This is a genomic window from Fictibacillus sp. 23RED33 (assembly GCF_015903925.1).
Classification (GTDB): domain Bacteria; phylum Bacillota; class Bacilli; order Bacillales; family Fictibacillaceae; genus Fictibacillus; species Fictibacillus phosphorivorans.
Genome location: NZ_JACZDX010000001.1, coordinates 1,234,876 through 1,255,551, shown reverse-complemented (window position 1 = coordinate 1,255,551; position 20,676 = coordinate 1,234,876). Strand labels below are relative to the sequence as shown.

Sequence of the window (20,676 nt, the reverse complement as noted above, 5' to 3'; positions counted from 1 at the left end):
TTACCATATATATGATAGCGATTTCACCATTGATTATCTATTCTCTTGGAATCCGATTGAGTTTATTTTGAAGTAGATCTAAAAAAATACGCCATGAAGTATTCATCTTCAAACTCACCTTCTATGATCACCTGATCTTTTTGTTTCCCTTCTATAATAAAACCGGCTTTCTCATAAACCTTTACTGCCTTCTCGTTTCCGGAGAAAACAGTAAGCCATATCTTATGTAGGTTATTTTTCTCACCCCACCTTAACGTATGAGCCAGCAGTTCTTTTCCTATTCCTAGACCTTGAGCCTCGGGATGAATCCAAGTTCTAAAGACACCGGTATGTCTTTTCATTTGAAGTTCACCTTTTAGTACTCTAGCTATCCCTACTACCTTTCCGTTTCGTTCGACCGCTGTGTACAAATTACCCTTACGCTTAACCTCAAGAATAAACTCAACCTCTTCTTCAACTGAATGAGGCTCCTCTTTTTGAAGATATCTACCTGCTTTTACGATTGCTTCTACGTGTCGAGTAATATCTGCTGCATCTTTTTCTTCTACGGGTCTTAAGGTGATCTCTTCACCATTTTTCGCTGTAAAGAAGAAGTTATCCCCATTCGGCATGATTTTTATTCCTCCAAGTGTTGTGTTGTGATTGTATTATTATGTCTTCTTTACAGGTTGTCATTCATCAGGAAAAATAATGATGAGTGAGTATAATGGTTGATTGATCAATCTCAGCAATACCAAACGAGAATTGTTTCTGCCTTCTTTTATCCGTTGGCGAACCGGGATTAAAAAGTATACTATCACCTTTTTCATCATGAAAAGGAATGTGGGAATGACCAAATATGATCAGATCAGCTCCATCTCTTTGACATTCCCTGTATGCACGTTCAGGTGTCGATCTTCCCTTTCCAAGATGACCATGAACCATCGCAACCTTCACATTCTCAATATCTACAAGTACTTTATCAGGAAGAGTACTACTCCAGCTATCCTGATCTACGTTACCTCTCACTGCATAGACAGGTGCATACGTTTTAAGTTCTTCGTATACAGATTTCGCCGTCCAGTCTCCAGCATGAAATATGTAATCGATATGCTTCCTTAATATATCTAGAATGGGTTCAGGAAACGCCGTTCCTTTTTTAGGCATGTGGGTATCAGAAATGATTAATATTTTTTTCAAATCCTATCATTCTCCCTTCATTATGAGCTGTTAGTTTGAAATCAGTGTTTTTTGCTGTGAAATAGAAACATTATATTTTTAATTTAATCATAGCTTTCGTCCAACACAAAAAAAAGCAAGGGAAAACTTCTCCCTTGCTTCCTAAAGTCTTATCTGTTTTTGAAATCTTCACGAACACGTTTTTGTGAACGATATGATTGATCACGGCTGCCGCTGCTACTGCGGTTTCCACCATCTCGAGAACCACTGCGCTCGCCTTTAGAGTATCCAGAACGGCGATTATCTCTTCCGCCTCCACCCTCTCTTTTAGGGCCTCCTCCAGAACGTCTACGATCAGAGAAACGATTATTAGGACGTCTCTTTTTAACTGATAGTGGCGGCTCATCTGTAAGATTGATCGGAGTCATATCAGGTTCTTTTGTAAGAAGCTTAAGCGCTGCAGCTAAAAGTGTAACAGAATCGTTCTCTTCTAGTAACTCAACTGCTGTTTGCTTATAACCGTTAAAGTTATCTTGCTCAACAACTTCCATCAGCTTTTCAAGCGTGATTTGCTGTTGTCCTTCCATTGCTTCTGAAACAGAAGGAATCGCACGTTTTACCATTTTACGCTTTGTGATTTTTTCGATCGTGTAAAGGTGATCGATTTCACGAGGCGTGATAAATGTTAATGCATAACCTGTTTTTCCTGCACGGCCAGTACGTCCAATACGGTGAACATAGCTTTCTGGATCTTGAGGAATATCGAAGTTATAAACGTGAGAAACACCAGAGATGTCAAGACCACGAGCAGCTACGTCAGTTGCAACAAGAACTTCAATCGTGTTGTTCTTAAACGCACGTAACACTTTGTCACGTTTTGCTTGCGGAAGGTCACCGTGAATCCCTTCAGCGGAATAACCGCGTTTGCTTAAAGCTTCAGACAATTCATCTACACGACGCTTCGTACGTCCGAAAACGATCGCAAGCTCTGGAGAGTGAATATCCATGAAACGGCATAGCGCATCAAACTTTTGACGTTCTTTTACTTCAACATATTCTTGCTCAATGTTTTTAACTGTCATTTCAGAAGCTTTTACTTTAATAAGCAAAACATCCTTCATGAATTTAGCAGCCAAGTTTTGAATCTGCTTAGGCATTGTTGCAGAGAAAAGCATCGTGTGACGTTCTGTAGGAACGTTTTCTAAGATCTTTTCAATATCTTCAACGAATCCCATGTTAAGCATTTCATCCGCTTCATCAAGCACAACTGTATGAACGCTATCAAGCTTCAATGTTTTTCTATTGATGTGGTCTTGCACACGTCCTGGTGTACCTACTACGATGTGTGGACCATTTTTTAATGCTTTAATTTGTCGAACAATGGATTGTCCACCATAAATCGGCAATGTTTTAATTCCTTTAAATTGACCGATTTTGTTGAGTTCTTCTGCTACTTGAACAGCTAACTCACGAGTTGGAGCTAATACGATTCCTTGAACGAATCGTGATCTAGTATCCATTTTTTCGATTAGCGGTATACCAAACGCAGCTGTCTTACCAGTCCCTGTTTGTGCCTGGCCAATAAGGTCAGTCCCCTTAAGTGCTGTTGGAATGGTATCACGCTGAATCGGTGTTGCTTCCTCAAATCCCATATTATTAATGGATTGAAGCAACTCAGGACTTAGTCCTAGTTCTTGAAATGTTGTCAATGTTCTATCTCCTTTTCTGTGACGAAAAAGGTTTTACGATAACCTCGTGGATCCGGCATGGTTTGTAATGTTAAGCTGCCGGCCAATTTGTTTTTTCAAAATACATCATGATTTGCACATAAAATAGCATTTCCTTATAACATATTGATGGGAAATGCTTAGCCATGTGAATATGCGTAAAAATTAAACGTTAATAGTTACAAGGCTATCCGTAATTCAAACTTGTTCCGTCCATATATATTCCGTTGTTAAACTTATCACGTAAACCTAATAAATGCAACTCTTTACATTTAGAAGTGATGTTTAAAGTTTATTCACCCCACTCTTTAAACATGTGATGTTTCACTTGGACGCTATTATTCTAACCAATGGGGTTTTAGATGAAACGTCTTTTCTTTTGTTAATAAAGAATAAATTTTAAAAAGCATCACACGCTAACAGTATTATCTCTTGTATGAAAGAAGGACCTCTCATGGATCAAAATTGGGTTTCTGTTATTCCGTTCTTAGTGGTAATCCCTATAGCTATCAAGACTAAACAAGTTCTCCCAGGTTTGATCGCTGGTCTTTTGACTGGCTCATACCTTCTCCACCCTACTCTTGTGGGTGGTCTAGAGAAGATGGTCCAATTTCTAGTCAAAGGGCTTGTAGACCCTAAAAACATAAAAATATTAGTGTTTTTGTATGCTTTTTCCGGACTCATTTCCATGATTAAACTTTCTGGTGGAATCAAAGGCTTTGTAGAAGAAGCTTCTAACAGGATTGAAACAAAAAAAGGGGCATTGTTGCTTACTTATGTGTCTACGATCGGCACTTTTGCTGCTCCAAGTTTTCGTTTCGTCACGATTGCTCCGATCATGAGAGCTCTTTTAAAAAAGGTAAAGATGTCTACCCAAGAGCTCGGCTTTGTCATTGAAACAACAGCAACTCCCATCATTGTGTTGATACCAATCGCTACCGCTTTTGTTGGATACATGACTTCTATTGTAGATATCTCTTTGAAAAACGAAAACATTAACGCAGATCCATACTCTCTTTTTATACAAAGCATCCCGTTTAATTTTTTCTCTTTTGTCATGATCATCGTAGGGGTATACCTCAGCTTCTTTCACCATTCAAAATCAACAGAAGAAACCGATCCTAAAGATGTTGGAGAAAGTGAAGAGGACGACTGGCATAGTTGTGATCCTGCCGTTAATAGAGAACTTCCGAACAAACCATTGAACTTACTAATTCCACTCATCTTAGTCGTCTTCCTTACTCTATTGTTAACATGGTGGGATGGTTACAAAAAAACGAAAGGTAGTTTTTTTGAGGCGTTCATTTCAGCAGATGTTATGGATGCGATGCTGATCGCTCTATTGTTTACAACCATATTCACGTTTCTTTTTCTACGATTTCAGAAAATGAAAACGGGTGATCTGTTGAATGGATTTATTTTCGGTGGCAACGAATTGATGAGTGTTATCGTGCTGTTAGCTGTTGTTTGGGGCTTATCGTCTGTTACTGAAGAACTTGGTTTCTCTGCTTTTGTAACACGATACGCAGGCTGGATCCCTGGATCAGTTATCGTCCCATTGCTGTTTATCTTCGGTTGTGCTGTCTCCTATTTTATCGGATCTGCCTGGGGTACGTGGGGAATATTAATGCCTCTAGGTGTATCAATGGCAGGAGTGGCAGATGTTTCTCTTCCTCTTGTGATTGGAGCGGTCTTTGCAAGTGGGACATTCGGAGCATTCGCTTCACCGTTAAGTGATGATACGAATACGATTGCCCGTATTTTAAACCTATCTGTTATCACCTATGCACGATATAAGTTAAAACCTGCACTAATTGCTGCTGGCATAACAGCGGTACTATACGGAGCAACTGTATTCTTCATTTGAACCTCCTGATTTAGGAGGTTCTTTTTTTTCCTTCTTCTCTTACTTTATTTATCACTTCTTGATAGCGATCTCGAGACCATGAATGATAAGAAGGGTGTGGTACACCTTCTATAATGGTTAACCTGTCTTTATTAGACAGTTTGTTGACGTATTTTTCTGCAAATCTTCCGCATGGAACGATGACCGTGTTTTCTCTAATCAGTGAGGTTAACCTACTTTCGAATTGGTTTAATAGCAATTGATCGAAATGAGCTCTCGCTTCGTCTTTATATACTTTTACCGAACTCGTTCTTACTGCTTCAGCAACTTTAATCTCATCTCTATATCTGTTAACAAAAGTATGATCGGGAAATGCAGCACCTTGCAAAGGAAACGGACAAACATTTACGATTCCAAATATTGTCTTCTTTTTTTCGTCTATGTACTGTTTTAACACCTTTCCCATCGGAGGACTATCTTCCACTGCAAATAATTCTTTTGCCATCGATCTGCCTGAGAGACCGGCCAAAGGTACTCCAAATTTGATTTCCTCTTTATGAGGCGATTCTAAAATAAATATCATATTCGTATGTTCAGAAATTAAATCTTGAACACGATATCGTTCTGATGCTTCTTCAAAAAATGAATGAATGTCCACCAAATCTGCCTCCTTCAATCGTAAATAATTGTGCTTTCTTTATTCGTATGCCACAATATCATCATTACTTTAAAGACATTCTTAAGGAGTGAATATACTTTGAAAATCATTATGAATGAAGATACTGCAAATTATGTGATCATTGACCTACAAGCATCATCGGACGATTCCATCCGTTTTTTCGTTCGCCTTGGAGGATGCAGCACGGTTCAAGACGGCTTTTCATTAGGACTTACAAAAGATACACCAAAACATCCTGCTGCTGAAATCGTTGTAGAAAATCATAAATTCTTCATCGAGCAAGAAGATGAATGGTTCTTTGACGGAAACGATCTAACGGTTTCCATTACGGATGGAGAAATTAAATACGATTTTAACGAGAACAAAAACTAGGCTATATGAACTTTTGAAGTTCCTGGATTCTTCCTTCTCTTTTCATGATCTCTACTTGCTTATCCCCGATAAGGTCAAAATGGGGGTAAGCATCTCGTTCATGAATCCACTCTTCCTTTAAACCGTAAGTTCTTCCCCACTCAGATAATCTTTTCCGATCGTTACAACCTACTTTTGTTACACTCTTTGCTGTTGGAAATCGTGAATCATACCAAAAATGGGTGAGGAATGCGATGTTACCCATCTCTACTTCATCTTTCCATCTTTTTAAGTCAGCACGTTTTATTCCGAAAGCCATTATTCTGCTGAGCTCATTTCTACGTAGGCTTCATGCCAATCAGGAAAATATTTTTTTATAGAGATCGGTCGAAAATTTTCTTTTTTTACACAAACATGAGTGGATTCGCCTATAACACATAACTCGTTTTGATCGTTAAAGATCTCATAATAATAAACAACCTTGATTCCCGAATATTCTTTTACAGCTGTTCTAATATGTGCTTTTTGTCCATATGTTAAGGGTTTTTTATAAGAAGCTTGAATGTCTGTTACGGGAGAAAGTATCCCTTCCCTTTCCATGTCTGCATATTTAAACCCTAAATGTTCAATGAGCTTTGTTCTACCGATCTCAAACCAAATCAAATAGTTCGCATGATACACGACACCCATCTGATCTGTCTCTGCATATCTAACATCAACGCTACTTTCAACAAATTTCATAAATCATCTGTTTCCCTTCGTGTTGTCTTTTCTTATCACTTTAGTAGAAAATGAAAAAAAAGACCAGCAATATGCCGGTCTTTCTCTTATTGAAGGTCGTTACCTTCTCTATAAGCCTTTTCTTCTTGAATCTCATTTTGAAACTGCTCTATGGATTCTTGTCTATGTTGATTCTTCTCTTTGATCTGCTCTTTTTGGCTTGCAGTCAGCTCTGTGTTAGCCGCAGTCTGATTAGCTTCAGAAATATTTTGTTCTGTGTTCTGAACCATTTGTTCTAATCGTTCAACGTTATTACTTCTATCGTCTCGGTTTGGTTTGTTCATGATGATTCTCCTTTGTAGAAAGTTCGTACCATCATAGTTTGTACTAATCACCAATAGGATTATTCTTTAATTTTTTTGTAATAAGATCGGACTCATGTTTTGAACGCTAAATTGACAAAGTTCAGACAGGTATTTCCAATATTCCACTACACTGTCATCTTCAAGATTTTTCATTGTAATCTCAAGCCATGCTAACTCTTCGGCGAGCCTGATCGATGAACCAATCCAATATTTTTTATTTTTCACTGTTATTTGAAATGGTTCTTCAAATCGAAACGGAAGATAGAATCCTTCCGTGTTCGGATGCAGGATAATATGCTGATAAACGGTTCCTTTTGTAAGCTTGGCATAGAACAAAAATACCCCATCATTTTTTGCAGCGGCTTTTTTTAACTTTTCTAGCGTTTCTACATTTCCTAGTTCCATCGTTGTAATTTCTTTATCCCAGTTCAACTCTTCACGAAAAGGAACAAGATGCCCTAATCGCTGCATTTCAATCTCTAACTGACGATATAAATAATCCTGATCATCTTTGTTATGTGATACAGGTAATGGTTTGACAGATGCCGTGATCAAACGTACCCCTCCTAATTCTTTCACTACATACACTTTTTCGACAAAATCTTTCGTATATGGGAGTCAAAAGAAAAAATTATGGAGAGGTAATTTTTAGAAAGTACTTTGTTATTTCCCTTTAGGTGGTACATAATCTGCATGATCGTGCGACTTATTAGCCATCTTTTTTCCATTATTACTGTTGCTCTCACGTGGCTGAGTGCCAATATGATTTGGTACGAAATCTTCTGGAAAACGTTTTGGATTACTCAAAGGTCCAACCTCCTTTCGTCTTCTTTATACTTTTCCATTAATCAAAATCAACTATTCATAAGTAAAGTGGCAATTATTTTTTTCAAAGTCTGATTATTTCGATTTTATCTTGGCTATATTGGTACTATCCCAATAAAGAGGTGCAGTGATGAGGAAAAATAGAAAAATGAATTTCAGAGAGCTCGTGAACGAGAACAAAAGACAATTGTTGAAAGATGAGTCCTATATTGAACAACTCGAGATCAAACTCGACGAAAAACATACGAAAAAAGCATAAAAAAATCCTTTGCCTAAAGATATTGGCAAAGGATTTTTTTATTAGTTTTGCGTTTGAGAAGAATGAGCAAGCTTGTTACGAAGCACCATTGGAAGGATACCACCATGACGGTAGTACTCAATTTCAACTTCGCTGTCAAAACGAGCTACAACTTCAAATGTTTTTTCAGTTCCATCTTCAAAAACTGCTTTAACTTGAACAAGATCACGCGGTTTAACCGTTTCATCAACAGAAACCGTGAAAGACTCTTTTCCTGTAAGTCCAAATGTCTCAGCACTCTCACCATCTTTGAATTGAAGAGGAAGTACACCCATCAACACAAGGTTTGAACGGTGGATACGTTCGAAGCTTTCAGCAAGTACAGTTTGAATTCCTAGTAAAGTAGTACCTTTTGCTGCCCAATCACGAGATGATCCCATTCCGTAATCTTTTCCTGCGATTACCATAAGACCCGTACCATTCTCTTTGTATTTCATCGCAGCATCATAAATGCTCATCACTTGGTTAGTCGGCCAGAAAGTTGTCCAGCCACCTTCAGTACCAGGAGCTACAGCATTACGAATACGGATATTCGCAAACGTACCACGCATCATTACTTCATGGTTACCACGACGAGAACCGTAAGAGTTAAAGTCACGTGGCTCAACACCATTTTGAATCAAGTATCTTCCTGCAGGAGTATCTTTTCCGATCGCACCAGCCGGAGAAATGTGGTCAGTCGTTACAGAATCTCCGAATTTAGCGATAAGCTTAAGATCTTTAAGCGGTTGGATCTCTTTAAGTTCTGCAGAAAGCTCTTCAAAGAACGGAGGGTTTTGAATGTATGTTGATGATGTATCAAAACCATATAATTGGTCAGCTGAAGTCTTTAGTTCGTTCCAGCGTTCGTTCTCATCAAATACACGCTCGTATTCCTTTTTGAACAATTCTGGAGTAACTGCTTTCTTCATCGCTTCATTGATCTCTTCTGATGAAGGCCAGATATCTTTAAAGTAAACTTCGTTGCCCTCTTTGTCTGTTCCAAAAGAATCAGATTGAAGGTTGAAATCTACAGTTCCAGCTAGTGCATAAGCTACTACTAATGGTGGAGAAGCTAAGTAGTTAGCTTTTACAAGCGGGTGGATACGTCCTTCAAAGTTTCTATTACCTGAAAGGACTGAAGTTACAGTAAGATCGTTCTTAGAGATCGCATTTTCAACTTCAAGCGCCAAAGGACCTGAGTTACCGATACATGTTGTACAGCCATAACCAACAAGATTGAACCCTAACTGATCCATATAGCTCATTAAGCCTGCTTCTTCTAAATAACGTGTAACAACTTTAGAACCTGGGGCTAATGATGTTTTTACATAGCCAGGAACTTTTAAGCCTTTTTCAATCGCTTTCTTAGCAACTAATCCAGCACCTAACATAACGTATGGATTAGAAGTGTTCGTACAGCTTGTGATCGCAGCGATCGCAACAGCACCAGTCTTCATCGTCGAAGTTTCGTTGTTCGGATGCTTAACAGTAACTTCTTTGTTGATCTCATCAGCTGTTAGTCCGAACCCTGCATTTCCTTGTGGAGCTACAAGCGCTTTATTAAAGCTTTCTTTCATCTGAGATAAAGGAATCAAATCTTGTGGGCGTTTTGGTCCTGACAAGTTTGGTTCGATTTCAGAAAGATTGATTTCGACTACGTCTGTAAATTCAGGATCAGCATCTCCTGCTGTGTAGAACAATCCGTTTGCTTTGCAATACGCTTCTACAAGCTGAATTTGATCTTCAGTTCTACCTGTCAGACGAAGATAGTTTAATGCTTCTTCGTCAACTGGGAAGAAACCACAAGTTGCTCCATATTCAGGAGCCATGTTTGAAACCGTTGCACGGTCTGCAAGCGGCATATCCGCAAGTCCTGGACCGAAGAACTCGACGAACTTCCCTACTACTTTCTTTTCACGCAATACTTGCGTTACTTTAAGTGCAAGGTCAGTTGCAGTCGTTCCGTTTGGAAGCGTTCCTGTTAATTTAACACCGATTACTTCTGGAACTGGGAAGTAAGAAGGCTGTCCTAACATGCCTGCTTCTGCTTCAATCCCACCGACACCCCATCCTAATACACCAAGACCGTTGATCATTGTTGTATGAGAATCAGTACCTACTAATGAATCAGGGAATGCGATTGTTTCACCTTCAGATTCGCTCGTAAGGACTACAGGCGCCAAGTACTCTAAGTTAACTTGGTGGACGATTCCTGTTGCAGGAGGTACAGCACGGTAGTTGTCAAACGCAGATTGAGCCCAGCTCAAGAGTTTGTAACGTTCTTCATTTCGAGCAAATTCAAGGTTCATGTTGAAAGCAAGTGAGTCTTCAGTACCTGCCTTATCAACTTGTACAGAGTGGTCAACTACAAGATCAACTGGAATTTCAGGGTTGATCTGAGAAGGGTCTCCACCCATATCCTTCATTGCTTTACGAAGAGAAGCTAAGTCAACAACAGCTGGTACTCCTGTAAAATCCTGAAGAATAACACGTGAAGGCTTAAAAGGAACATCGATATCTTTTAGTTCACTCGTGCCCCACTTTGCAAGATTTTCAACGTGTTCTTTGTTGATTACTTTTCCATCAAATTGTCTTAATACAGATTCCAATAATACTTTTACAGAGTAGGGTAATTTCGATACATTACCAATTCCCGCTTCTTCTAACGCTCCTAAACGGTAATAGCTATATTCCTTACCGTTCACATCAAAAGTAGAACGGGCATTAAATACATCATTTCTTTTCATGTTCCACTCTCTCCCTTCACTAACAATCATACACGATTATGAGAAAAATTGTCGAAAAAATGTGTTCAATTTCACAGTCAATCACACAGAATCTTTTTTTCCCTCTATTATCATACGTAAAACCCTTTCATAAGTAAAATAGTTAATGGTTATCAATCGACATAAGTTTTACTTATGGTGTGAATATCACCATCATTCTCTTGCTCGCATATAGTAATTTACGTAATACTTCTTTTTGTTTTCCGCTTAAAAACCACTCTTCAATAGATCGGAGGGAAACAGGATGGAATGGTTAAAAAAACTTGCTGCGTTACTCGTGTTGATCGGAGCATTAAACTGGGGAGCGATCGGACTTTTTGATACAAACTTTGTTACAGAAATTTTTGGAAGCGCTACCACGGTGACAAAAGTTTTATACAGTTTGATCGGACTTTCTGGCGTCTGGCTCTTGCTCAGTAAATATAAATCTTGAACGTAAAGAGGCACTCCTTATTTTGGAGTGCTTCTTCTTTTTGATATTGCACAAACTAAAGTTATCGGAGGTGACAAACAAATGGGAAGAAACAAAGCAAATCACTCGCGTCCTGGAATGAACGCAGCAAAAGCTCAAGGTAAAGGTGCTGGGTATGATACCGAATTCGGTAATGAATCGCTTTCCTTACCGAACGAAAAGCTAAGTGAAGCTGAGCGTCAAAACAATAAGAAAACGAAAAAACGACATTAAGGTTTTGGAAACTGGCTCTGAAGCTGTTGAAGCTCATTTAGAAAGCTTTCTAACTGTGGCTGTTGATGTTCTGAAGCCGTTTCAAGTGCGTTTTGTATTTGTTGACAAGCCTTTTCATTTTCTGTCATAAAATGAGCATAGAACACTCCATATTCACTGTTTGAAGCATCCAATGTTTTGGAGATATCCATCGCATTTTGATAACCTTGCTCAGCAGCTTGATATGCTTGTTGTTTGTTTTTATGATAGGGCATAATTACCATCCTTTGTTTTGGTTTACCTTTAACGTTCCAATTTTAGCTATAATTATTCAATAAATTGCTTTCTGTTGTTGATTAAGGTGTCCATACGAAAGACATCTTTGACAAGTTGGTTGGAGTGTAAGGTGTGAGACTCCTGGGGGATCAGTGGCTCACCGCCCGCCCCCCGGAAAGCGAGCACCTGAAGCGGAAATCAACTGCTTTCAAGGCGCCGGATAAAAAAAGGAGGCTTATTATGGGAGAGCATAATACGTTTAAAGATATTCGAAAGAACGCGCCAAAAGGGGAAAACCCTGGACAACCAGCTCCTATGAGTGGTTCTAAAAAAGTGAAGCAGCGTAATCATACAGGACAAAACTCTGGAGAAGGCAGATAATACAAAAAACATAAAGGACTGACAGATTCTCTGTCAGTCCCTTTTCTTAGTCGATTGAACGTATCGCATCTTCAAGTGTCAAAAGCTCTTCTTCTGAAATCGTTCTAAGATCTAATAGTACTTCTTCCTCTTTGATCCTCACGATAACAGGGGTTTGATAGTTCCGAAAAGCTCTTGCTAAGTAATCTGCACCTTTAGAGTGTTTAATACCAAGACAAAAAGTTGGCAACTTCACATCTGGCATCGTTCCTCCCCCAACTTGAGAGAAATCTTCCAGAATTCTGATTGTTAAAGAAGAATGATCTTCAACCTTTCTTTTTAGTCTCCATACTATCTCTCTGATCTCTTCAGGAGTTTTTAAAATATCTCTAACTGTAGGAATCGTTGAATATTCTTCGTTTAAATACGCCTGCAACGTTTCGTTTAAGGCTGCGATCGTAAATTTATCCACTCTTAAAACGCGAGCTAGTTGATGTTTCTTTAATATGCCGATGATTTCCTTTTTCCCTGCAATAATCCCAGCTTGTGGGCCTCCCAAAAGTTTATCTCCGCTAAAAGAAACAACATCTATACCTTTGTTGATAACAGAGGAAATTAAGGGTTCATCACCTATTCCAACGGACTGAAAAGGATAGAGTGCACCACTTCCCAGATCTTCATATACAATCAGTTCCGGGTGATTCTTTTTCAACTGCATCAACTCGCTAGAAGAAACTTCTTTTGTGAACCCAATCACCTTGAAATTACTTGTGTGAACCTTCATGATCATACCGGTTTTATCCGTTATCGCTCGTTCATAATCAAAAAAATGTGTTTTATTCGTAGTTCCAACTTCCCGCAGCTCCGCACCACTTTCTTCCATTATAGAAGAAACACGAAATGAGCCTCCGATCTCTACAAGTTCACCTCTTGAAACAATGACTTCTTTGTTTTTTGCTAGTCCTTTGAGAACTAAATAAACGGCTGCAGCATTATTGTTCACGACCATTGCTGCTTCTGATCCTGTCACTTGTTTAATTAGCTCCTCTGTTAGATCATGCCTAGAGCCTCGTTTCCCTTTCTCCAAGTTATATTCTAAATTCGAATACATTCTTGCTGTTTCACTCATCCGCGCTACGCTTTTTTCACTGAGTCTAGAGCGACCAAGATTTGTATGGATAACGATTCCGCTAGCATTGATCAGTGAACGGATCCGATCTGTAGGATGAGCTAATTTTGCCCTTGCTGAATTCAAAACAAGTATTCTGATATCAATTTTCAAGTCAATAGCATGGGGGTCTTTAAGAATATACTCTCGCCAATGATTGATCGCATCTTGAACAGCTCGTGTTATTTCCTTTTCTGGTTTGCCATTCACTTCAGAACTGATATCTTTCACTGCCTCATGCACGGCAGGAAGCTGCCTTAATAAATCTGATTTTGACAAAATGAAGCCTCCTTAAGGTATCAACGATCTCCTTAAGGAGGCTATCGTTGTTAAGCCTTTAATTTTTCTAAGTGTTGAATGATCAGGTCGTGATCCGGAAATTCTCCGGTCTCTTTTTTTGAATAAATCTTATCACCATCAACAATAACTTCAAAAACTCCGCCAGAACTTGGAATCAGTTCAAGCGATGAAACTTTAGATCGAAAATGATTGAACAGGTCTTCCGCGAGACTCGCGGCTTTTGGTGCAAAGTTTCACATCATGCAGAATTCAATAGATACTTTCATAATACATCCTCCTTTTTTAAGACTATTTTAGTATATCCTTAGGCAAATCACAAAAATAATGTTTATACTAACAAAAGGAGGTGTCGTTAAATTATGACAAGCGAAGATAAAGTAAAGCTCACTCACCTTTCCTCAAAAGGTGGTTGAGGCTGTAAAATTGGTCCAGAAGACCTGGCGCAAGTTTTGCGTCATCTACCAAAACGCGAATATGACCCTAACCTTTTAGTTGGTTTAGATACTTCAGACGATGCAGGTGTCTATAAGTTAACAGATGACCTTGCCATGATCCAGACTGTCGACTTTTTCACACCTATTGTAGATGATCCATATATGTTCGGACAAATCGCCGCTGCTAATTCACTAAGTGACGTTTATGCGATGGGGGGACACCCTACAACAGTAATGAATATTGTAGGCTTTCCGATCAACACACTTGGTCATGATGTGCTCGCCGAGATTCTAAAAGGAGCAGCTGACAAAGTGAAGGAATCAGGTGCGGTGCTTGTTGGAGGACACTCGATCGATGATTCTGAACCTAAGTTTGGTCTGTCCGTCACAGGACTCGTACATCCTTCTAAAGTATATAAAAATGTAGGAGCAAGACCAGGAGATGTTCTTGTATTAACAAAACCTATCGGTGTCGGTATTCAAACCACTGCTATTAAAAAAGACAAGCTTACTGACGATCAGCTTCAGTTAGTCAGCAAAACGATGGCCACATTGAATAAAACAGCAGCAGAATGCTTGGAAGGTCTATCTCCAAACGCTGTTACCGATGTAACAGGTTTCGGCCTTCTCGGTCATGCGACTGAGATGGCAAAAGGAACAGGAGATATTACCATCGAGATTGATTATCACAGTGTACCTCTTTTACCAGGTACCACAGAGCTTGCGCAAGAAGGAATCGTGCCTGGTGGTACTAAAGCAAATCATCGCTGGATAAAAGATGATGTTCTCTATGGCAATGAACTTTATGAGTGGCAGCAATGGATTTTATGTGATGCTGTGACTTCTGGCGGTTTACTCGTGAGTCTTTCTGAAGAAGAAGCTGCAGAATATCTTAAGAGACTTCACGATAAAGGTATAGGTGACGCAAGTATCGTCGGTCGTGTTCATGAGATCTCTGAAAAACCGATCAAAGCCAATTAAAAACAAAAAACTCCGACATCGGAGTTTTTTTGTTTTTTATAGATGGTTATAAATCTCCGCGTACACGGTTTCATCAAAATCTTTAGGTGCACCGTCAAAAACTAGCTTTCCGTTTTTTAGCGCAATAATTCTTGTGGCGAATTTTTTTGCAAGAACCACATCATGCACATTAATGATTGATACGAGATTTCGTTTTACATGTGTTTCTTTTAATAGTTGAAAAATCCTTTCAGCTGTTCCAGGATCTAAGCTTGCGACAGGTTCGTCTCCCAAAAACACTTTAGGGTTCTGCACGAGTGCTCGCGCGATCGCAACTCTTTGTTTTTGTCCACCGCTTAACTTCTCCACTCTTCTTGTTGGTTCAACCGTTAGCTCAACTTGTTCAATAGCTTCTAGAGCTTGCAATCGATCAGTGGGTTTAAACAAACCTAACAGATTTTCATAAGATTTTTTGTATCCGAAAAGACCTGTTAAGATGTTCTGAACCACACTCATCCTCGGTATTAAGTTAAAATGCTGAAAGATCATACCTGTTTTACGCCGGACTTCTAACGTTTCTTTGTGAGTCATCTCACTCAAGGTTTTATCTCCCCATTTCACATAACCCTCAGAAACAGGCTGGAGACCGTTAATACATCTTATAAACGTTGATTTACCTGCACCGCTTCTACCTAGTACACAAACGAACTCCCCTTTTTGGAAAGTAATATTTACATCTGTTAAAGCAGGTTCTTTAGCACCAGGATATGTGACAGATACATTCTCAAATTCAATCATGTTATCACCTAAATAACCTTTTCCCGAATTTTTCCGCCAATATAATCCACCAAGATCACCATGATCATGATGAGTAGAACGTCAACAGAGACTAGCTGATATTGAAACGTTTTAAAATGAATAAACAACTGTTGTCCGATTCCCCCACCACCAATAAGACCTAAGATGAGTGAAGTACGTATAGCTACTTCAAATCTGTAAAAGAATTGAGACAGTACATTCGGCCATATTTGTGGTAGCACTGCAAATAGATTTCCGATCCACTTACTTGCTCCAACCGCCGACATCGCTTCGATCGGACCCTTATCTGCCGCCTCGATCAGTTCTGAAATCAACTTACCTAATACCCCGATGTTATGCAAGACGATGGCGATAACAGCAGGAAATGGTCCTAGTCCGAGCGTTGTTAAAAGAATTAAGCCGAACACGAATTCAGGAACTGATCGTAAGAAGCTAAGTAAGAAACGTGTCATTGAATATACAAAACGATTTCTACTCGTGTTTCGAGCGGCGATAAAGCTTAACGGAAGTGCGATGATTAATCCGAATAAGCTCCCCAAAAATGCGATAGCGATCGTTAATAAACTTTCTTGAAACAGATATGGTAGACTCTCTGTGTTCATCGGAAACCATTTCGACAAAAAGTCACCCATATTCTGAAAGTCACTAAATTTTGAAAGATCAAACTCCGTTAACTTCATGCTACCTAACACGAGTATTGTTAAGCATAATATGATTAATAATTGGCTCCTCTTAAACCAAACCATGGTTCCCCTCTATTCTTGAATGGTACCCTCTTTAATAGCCGCTTTTCGGATACTTTCGTAATCCTTATTTGCGGCTTTCGTAAATCCAGTTGCGCCAAAAGCATCCAAAATTTCTTTATCTTTAATATCTAAAAAGATCTCTTGAAGTTTTTTCATCGTTTTCTCATCTGTACTTTTAGATACAGCCCAAGGATATTGGAACAATTTCTCTGACTTCCAGATCACTTTAAACTGATCTCCGTCGATCGTTCCTTCTTCGATTAATTTATCGTATATCGCGCTGTCGATCGCACCAACATCCACTTGTTTGTTTTGAACAGCAAGAGCGGTTGCATCATGAGAACCGGTAAACCTAACATTATTAAAATCACTATCAGATTCACTTCTATAGATGCCTTCATCTTTTAGTTTGATACTCGGAATCAAAGAGCCCGAAGTTGAGGATGGATCACCAAAAGCAAACTTTACGTTCTTAGCATCAGATACCATATCCTCAAGGTTTGAATATTTGCTGTCTTTATGGGTGATCAAATAAGAATAATAGAATGGTTCACCTTTGATCAATTGTGTTACGATCGCTTTAGCTCCACTTTCTTCATGAGCAACAACGTATGTAAGAGGTCCGAAATAAGCCATGTCGATCTTATCATAGTTCATCGCCTCAACAACACCGTTGTAATCCGGATAAGATGTGATCTTAACTTCTCTGTCCATCTTCTCACTAAGCACTTTCTGAAGTTTATCAAGTGCCCCCTTCATCTCACCTTCCGTTTGGGCTGGGATTACCCCAATCGTAAAGACCTCATCTTTATTCGATTTTGCATTCTTCTTATCATCGTTATTCGTTCCGCAAGCTGATAAGAGTAAGATCATAGTCAGCAGCAACAAACTAAGTTTTTTCATTATATTCTCTCCTTTTTTCTATTAATTTTTATATAGTTCCATGTATGAAGCTATTTCTTTTTTAATAGTGTGCTTCTCTTCTATGGTTTGAAACCCTCTATCACTAAGTTGTTTATAAAATTCTTGATCAGATATCACAATCTTTATAGATTGGTATAATTCTTCATGAGATTGAAACAGCAATCCGTTATTTCCGTGTTGTATGATGCTAGAGTTTCCAACGTTCTCCCTTGCGATTACAGGCTTCTTAAAACTCATCGCTTCTAATAATGCTGTCGACTGTCCTTCTGAGATCGATGTATTCAATACAACATCTCCCCATTCATAAAGCTTTTTCATCTGACCGAGCTCTACTTCTGGTAAATAATACAGCCAATCATACTTATTTTCTGCTTCTTTCATTTTTTTAAATTCTTCAGAATCTAAGTTGGGTCCTACTATTAAAAAGGTGAGATCAGGATAATCGCTAGACAATTTAATCATACTCCGCAATGCAAAAAGAACATCCTTAACTGGGCGAATTCCAGCTGGCAGTAACAGTTTAGGCTTTCCATCAGGCAAAGTGAACGGTTCATTCTTATTTTCAATAGAAGGTAAATAAATACTTTGAGGTATTACATGGATTGAATGATCACTTAGTCCATAGTCTTCGACGAGCAATTGTTTAGCTTTTTGAGTAAAAACTGTGATTGCTTTCGCTTCACGCAACAGAGGAAGATACCTTTTTTCGTCTTCTTCTAGCGAGTGGTTGAGATCTGTTCCTCCAGAAGTAACGATATAAGGTTTATCCAACGTAACATCATTTTTTTCAGCCCATTGAACGAATCTAGAAAAATGAAGGATGTGATAGATATCCGCTTTCTCCATCCATTCAAAAAGAGTAGGATTAACACCAATTTCTTCATATGGAAAAAAAGAAAACTCAACTTTCTCAGACAATCCATGTTCTAATCGTTTGGCCGTAGTAGAATTTCCACGATTTTGTTTATAATACGGAGTGAAAAAGACGACTCTCACTTATTGCACCCATTTCCTAACATTAGATTCTCGCATCGTATACCCTTTTGAATCCATACATTCCAATATCGGTATTAAGAACTTTCTTGATGTATGAAGAACCGCTTTAGCATCCTGCACGGAAAACGTTGAATCCGTATTGATTCGCAAATGTTCAACTGCTGAATCAAATGCCTTTCTACTCAACATCACTTCATCAAACAGCAATACCACTTCATTGGATTTAATCAAAAAATACTTAAACTCATGATAAAGTGGTTCTGGAAGTTGTTGAGCGTTATAGATGTTCTGTAGGTCATCCGGCTCGAGCTGTGCTTCTTCCAAGGTGGCAAGAACATTCGCCATCCTTTTCGCCCATTTTTCCGGATAATGCGGTTTGAAATGTGATAAATGAACAAAATAGTCTGTGATCGAAACGGTTGAATCTGTTATCCATTTTTCAAGAAGCGTGTTAACTATTTTCGGATTTACTTCATTTTGGAACGATTGAACAATTTCTGCCTTTGGAATACCTTGCCTTAAACTATACTCGCTATGGAAGTTTTGAAGTTTGTTCATGATGCTAGATTTTATATGCTTTACCTTAGAATCAGCAACCAAATAATTTTGCATTCGAGCAACAGAACCCTCACTTATTAGTTCATCCAACGTGTGTTGAAGAACTTCATCATCCATTCCACTCGAGCTCTTAAGTTCTCGTTCTGTCATCGATCCTACTTTATTAAGCAACTGTAGGACCCGCTCATTTGGAGTTCCTTCATGTTTACTCCTCAATCGTTCGATCGTCTCCGTTCCAAATCTATAAACAGATCCGTTCGGGTCGATAACCTCTCCTCCTCCGATCGTTTCCTCAGGAGTCGGCCGTCTTAAGATGAAACGATCACCTCGTTTTGTTACGACCTCTTGATCTAATCGAACTTGACAATATATTTGATCTTCATTGACATCTAACTCATTTCGGTCAAAAAGAACGAGTTTACCCATCACTTCCGACGTACCACTATAAAACTTCACGGAAGAGCGCTGTTTCAACTTCCCTTTCCACCCTTCACCCGTTGATAATACGAGATCGATAGTGTTCGTGGTCGAATAGACATTCGGTTCTACTAAAACATGCCCTCTTTTCCAATCCGCTTTAGAACCTCCTGAAAGATTTATCGCTGCTCTTTGACCGGCTCTAGCGGAATGAACTTCTTGTTTATGCACTTGAAGTTTTCGAATCTTCACTTTAACGTTCCCAGGCTGAACAAAAAGTTCATCACCTTCATGTACTTCACCTTCATAGACAGTACCTCTTATAACAGTCCCTTGCCCTTTCACGGTAAAGATATGATCGATCGGCATGCGAAAAGCGCCTTGTGAAGATCTAACAGGTGTGTCTTTTAAGAGGTTAATGATTTCACTCTTCAACTGGTCTATTCCAGCAGAAGAAACACTGTCTACAAAATGTATTGGAAAACGTTCAAACACCGATGAGTTTGTAAGTTCCAAAATGTCTTCTTCAACTAACAAACGCATCTCGTCATCAATCATATCTGACTTCGTAACAACGATGATTCCCTTTTCAATGCCTAAGAAGGAAAGAATTTCAAAGTGTTCTCTCGTTTGAGGCATCACTCCTTCATCTCCCGCGATTACAAGGAGAACAAGGTCAATTCCTGCTACACCAGCGATCATTTGACGGATGAGCTTTTCATGCCCTGGTACATCCACGATGGAAGTATGCAGATCCTTCGTTAACGAAAAAGGTGCAAACCCTGGTTCTATCGTTATCTTGCGAGCTTTTTCTTCTTTGAGCGTGTCTGTGTCGATGCCACTTAAAGCTTTAGTAAGCGTCGTTTTTCCATGATCGATGTGTCCTGCCATTCCGATCGTATAATATTTAATCGTCATATGTTTAACCACCTATATGTACATACTCTTCTACACTTTATGAAAAGGAGATGTAAAAAACAAGGATAACGCATTATTCATTGTTGAAATAGCGAAGTTTGCCTGAACACTATTATTTCCCAAGTCGCCATAAATGGATGTATATTTATTCACGCCTGTATACCCACAGGTTATCCACAGAACAAGTTATTCACACTTGTCCACAGGGCAAACTGTTATAGTGGAGAAAATAATCTGTTATAGTGGAAAGCTGTTATAGTTCGTTATCCTCTCTGTTACAGTCGTTCTTTTCCATCGTTCGACAAACCTACACTCCCCTATCGTATGTAATAATTCACAAGCCTTGTCCTAACGTGGTAAAATGCTGTATAATGCAATAGCGAGCTAGAAATTCTATTT

At 39.0% G+C, this 20,676-nt stretch carries 25 protein-coding genes; 7 read left to right on the top strand and 18 right to left on the bottom strand.

Annotated features, from left to right (window positions below; genetic code table 11):
- Positions 1–62 precede the first annotated feature (62 nt).
- The 3 genes from IHV09_RS06575 to IHV09_RS06565 form a co-directional block, all read right to left on the bottom strand.
- A complete protein-coding gene (locus IHV09_RS06575) occupies positions 63–611 on the bottom strand; it encodes a GNAT family N-acetyltransferase (RefSeq protein WP_197263886.1) in 549 nt (182 codons plus the stop codon).
- 67 nt (positions 612–678) lie between these two features.
- A complete protein-coding gene (locus tag IHV09_RS06570; protein ID WP_197263885.1) occupies positions 679–1,179 on the bottom strand; it encodes a metallophosphoesterase family protein in 501 nt (166 codons plus the stop codon).
- A gap of 149 nt (positions 1,180–1,328) precedes the next feature.
- On the bottom strand, positions 1,329–2,867 hold the full coding sequence (locus tag IHV09_RS06565) for a DEAD/DEAH box helicase (protein WP_197194374.1): 1,539 nt from the start codon (positions 2,865–2,867) through the stop codon (positions 1,329–1,331).
- 472 nt (positions 2,868–3,339) lie between these two features.
- Between IHV09_RS06565 and IHV09_RS06560 the strand changes: the two genes are divergently transcribed.
- Positions 3,340–4,752 carry a Na+/H+ antiporter NhaC family protein gene (locus IHV09_RS06560; RefSeq protein WP_197191097.1) on the top strand — a complete coding sequence of 471 codons (1,413 nt, stop codon included), beginning with the start codon at positions 3,340–3,342 and terminating at the stop codon, positions 4,750–4,752.
- Between the two features lie 10 nt (positions 4,753–4,762).
- Here IHV09_RS06560 and IHV09_RS06555 read toward each other — a convergent pair whose 3' ends face one another.
- Positions 4,763–5,389: a uracil-DNA glycosylase family protein gene (locus tag IHV09_RS06555; RefSeq protein ID WP_197263884.1), complete on the bottom strand. Its 627-nt coding sequence runs from the start codon at positions 5,387–5,389 to the stop codon at positions 4,763–4,765.
- 99 nt (positions 5,390–5,488) lie between these two features.
- Between IHV09_RS06555 and IHV09_RS06550 the strand changes: the two genes are divergently transcribed.
- Complete coding sequence (locus IHV09_RS06550; RefSeq protein WP_370568933.1) at positions 5,489–5,782, top strand: HesB/YadR/YfhF family protein; 294 nt, start codon at positions 5,489–5,491, stop codon at positions 5,780–5,782.
- A gap of 1 nt (position 5,783) precedes the next feature.
- On the opposite strand, the gene IHV09_RS06545 is transcribed toward IHV09_RS06550, so the two are convergent.
- The 5 genes from IHV09_RS06545 to IHV09_RS06525 all read right to left on the bottom strand — a co-directional run bounded on the left by IHV09_RS06545 (position 5,784) and on the right by IHV09_RS06525 (position 7,653).
- Positions 5,784–6,080, bottom strand: a complete 297-nt coding sequence (locus tag IHV09_RS06545; protein ID WP_137789564.1) for a hypothetical protein — start codon at positions 6,078–6,080, stop codon at positions 5,784–5,786.
- Positions 6,080–6,502, bottom strand: a complete 423-nt coding sequence (locus tag IHV09_RS06540; protein ID WP_197127838.1) for an acyl-CoA thioesterase — start codon at positions 6,500–6,502, stop codon at positions 6,080–6,082. Before IHV09_RS06540 ends, IHV09_RS06545 begins: the two co-directional genes overlap by 1 nt.
- A gap of 86 nt (positions 6,503–6,588) precedes the next feature.
- Positions 6,589–6,825: a small acid-soluble spore protein Tlp gene (tlp, locus tag IHV09_RS06535; protein ID WP_066393949.1), complete on the bottom strand. Its 237-nt coding sequence runs from the start codon at positions 6,823–6,825 to the stop codon at positions 6,589–6,591.
- Positions 6,826–6,891: 66 nt separating this feature from the next.
- Positions 6,892–7,401, bottom strand: coding sequence for a hypothetical protein (locus IHV09_RS06530; protein ID WP_197263883.1), 510 nt, complete (start codon positions 7,399–7,401; stop codon positions 6,892–6,894).
- Between the two features lie 108 nt (positions 7,402–7,509).
- Complete coding sequence (locus IHV09_RS06525) at positions 7,510–7,653, bottom strand: acid-soluble spore protein N (protein WP_066241162.1); 144 nt, start codon at positions 7,651–7,653, stop codon at positions 7,510–7,512.
- A 148-nt stretch (positions 7,654–7,801) separates the two neighbouring features.
- On the opposite strand from IHV09_RS06525, the gene IHV09_RS06520 reads away from it, so the two are divergent.
- Complete coding sequence (locus tag IHV09_RS06520) at positions 7,802–7,930, top strand: FbpB family small basic protein (RefSeq protein WP_197127837.1); 129 nt, start codon at positions 7,802–7,804, stop codon at positions 7,928–7,930.
- A gap of 41 nt (positions 7,931–7,971) precedes the next feature.
- Here the strand turns inward: IHV09_RS06520 and acnA are convergent, their stop codons facing one another.
- Positions 7,972–10,698: an aconitate hydratase AcnA gene (acnA, locus tag IHV09_RS06515; protein ID WP_197191100.1), complete on the bottom strand. Its 2,727-nt coding sequence runs from the start codon at positions 10,696–10,698 to the stop codon at positions 7,972–7,974.
- Between the two features lie 283 nt (positions 10,699–10,981).
- Between acnA and IHV09_RS06510 the strand changes: the two genes are divergently transcribed.
- Together IHV09_RS06510 and sspO are read left to right on the top strand one after the other, a co-directional pair.
- Positions 10,982–11,170: a DUF378 domain-containing protein gene (locus IHV09_RS06510; protein ID WP_197127835.1), complete on the top strand. Its 189-nt coding sequence runs from the start codon at positions 10,982–10,984 to the stop codon at positions 11,168–11,170.
- Positions 11,171–11,251: 81 nt separating this feature from the next.
- Positions 11,252–11,422: a small acid-soluble spore protein O gene (sspO, locus tag IHV09_RS06505; protein ID WP_137789569.1), complete on the top strand. Its 171-nt coding sequence runs from the start codon at positions 11,252–11,254 to the stop codon at positions 11,420–11,422.
- Here sspO and IHV09_RS06500 read toward each other — a convergent pair.
- Positions 11,419–11,676 carry a hypothetical protein gene (locus IHV09_RS06500; protein ID WP_197263882.1) on the bottom strand — a complete coding sequence of 86 codons (258 nt, stop codon included), beginning with the start codon at positions 11,674–11,676 and terminating at the stop codon, positions 11,419–11,421. The genes sspO and IHV09_RS06500 overlap by 4 nt on opposite strands.
- Positions 11,677–11,917: 241 nt before the next feature.
- On the opposite strand from IHV09_RS06500, the gene IHV09_RS06495 reads away from it, so the two are divergent.
- Entirely contained in the window at positions 11,918–12,058 is a 141-nt protein-coding gene (locus tag IHV09_RS06495; RefSeq protein ID WP_137789571.1) for a small acid-soluble spore protein P, read from the top strand.
- Between the two features lie 46 nt (positions 12,059–12,104).
- Here the strand turns inward: IHV09_RS06495 and selA are convergent, their stop codons facing one another.
- A complete protein-coding gene (gene selA / locus IHV09_RS06490; RefSeq protein ID WP_231618140.1) occupies positions 12,105–13,484 on the bottom strand; it encodes an L-seryl-tRNA(Sec) selenium transferase in 1,380 nt (459 codons plus the stop codon).
- Between the two features lie 50 nt (positions 13,485–13,534).
- On the bottom strand, positions 13,535–13,771 hold the full coding sequence (locus IHV09_RS22620; protein ID WP_305069352.1) for an Rdx family protein: 237 nt from the start codon (positions 13,769–13,771) through the stop codon (positions 13,535–13,537).
- Positions 13,772–13,864: 93 nt separating this feature from the next.
- Between IHV09_RS22620 and selD the strand changes: the two genes are divergently transcribed.
- Positions 13,865–14,920 (top strand): selenide, water dikinase SelD, encoded by a 1,056-nt coding sequence (gene selD, locus IHV09_RS06480; RefSeq protein WP_197263881.1) that lies wholly within the window; start codon positions 13,865–13,867, stop codon positions 14,918–14,920.
- A gap of 36 nt (positions 14,921–14,956) precedes the next feature.
- On the opposite strand, the gene phnC is transcribed toward selD, so the two are convergent.
- Genes phnC through selB form a run of 5 tightly spaced genes read right to left on the bottom strand, consistent with a single transcriptional unit; the run spans position 14,957 to position 20,277 of the window.
- On the bottom strand, positions 14,957–15,697 hold the full coding sequence (phnC, locus tag IHV09_RS06475; protein ID WP_197191102.1) for a phosphonate ABC transporter ATP-binding protein: 741 nt from the start codon (positions 15,695–15,697) through the stop codon (positions 14,957–14,959).
- A gap of 8 nt (positions 15,698–15,705) precedes the next feature.
- The gene (phnE, locus tag IHV09_RS06470; RefSeq protein ID WP_197127831.1) at positions 15,706–16,464 is read right to left on the bottom strand and encodes a phosphonate ABC transporter, permease protein PhnE; all 759 of its coding nucleotides are present in this window, start codon (positions 16,462–16,464) and stop codon (positions 15,706–15,708) included.
- 9 nt (positions 16,465–16,473) lie between these two features.
- Positions 16,474–17,367 carry a phosphate/phosphite/phosphonate ABC transporter substrate-binding protein gene (gene phnD, locus IHV09_RS06465; RefSeq protein WP_197263880.1) on the bottom strand — a complete coding sequence of 298 codons (894 nt, stop codon included), beginning with the start codon at positions 17,365–17,367 and terminating at the stop codon, positions 16,474–16,476.
- A 21-nt stretch (positions 17,368–17,388) separates the two neighbouring features.
- The gene (locus tag IHV09_RS06460) at positions 17,389–18,384 is read right to left on the bottom strand and encodes a glycosyltransferase (protein WP_197263879.1); all 996 of its coding nucleotides are present in this window, start codon (positions 18,382–18,384) and stop codon (positions 17,389–17,391) included.
- A complete protein-coding gene (selB, locus tag IHV09_RS06455) occupies positions 18,385–20,277 on the bottom strand; it encodes a selenocysteine-specific translation elongation factor (protein ID WP_197263878.1) in 1,893 nt (630 codons plus the stop codon).
- Positions 20,278–20,676: the final 399 nt, after the last annotated feature.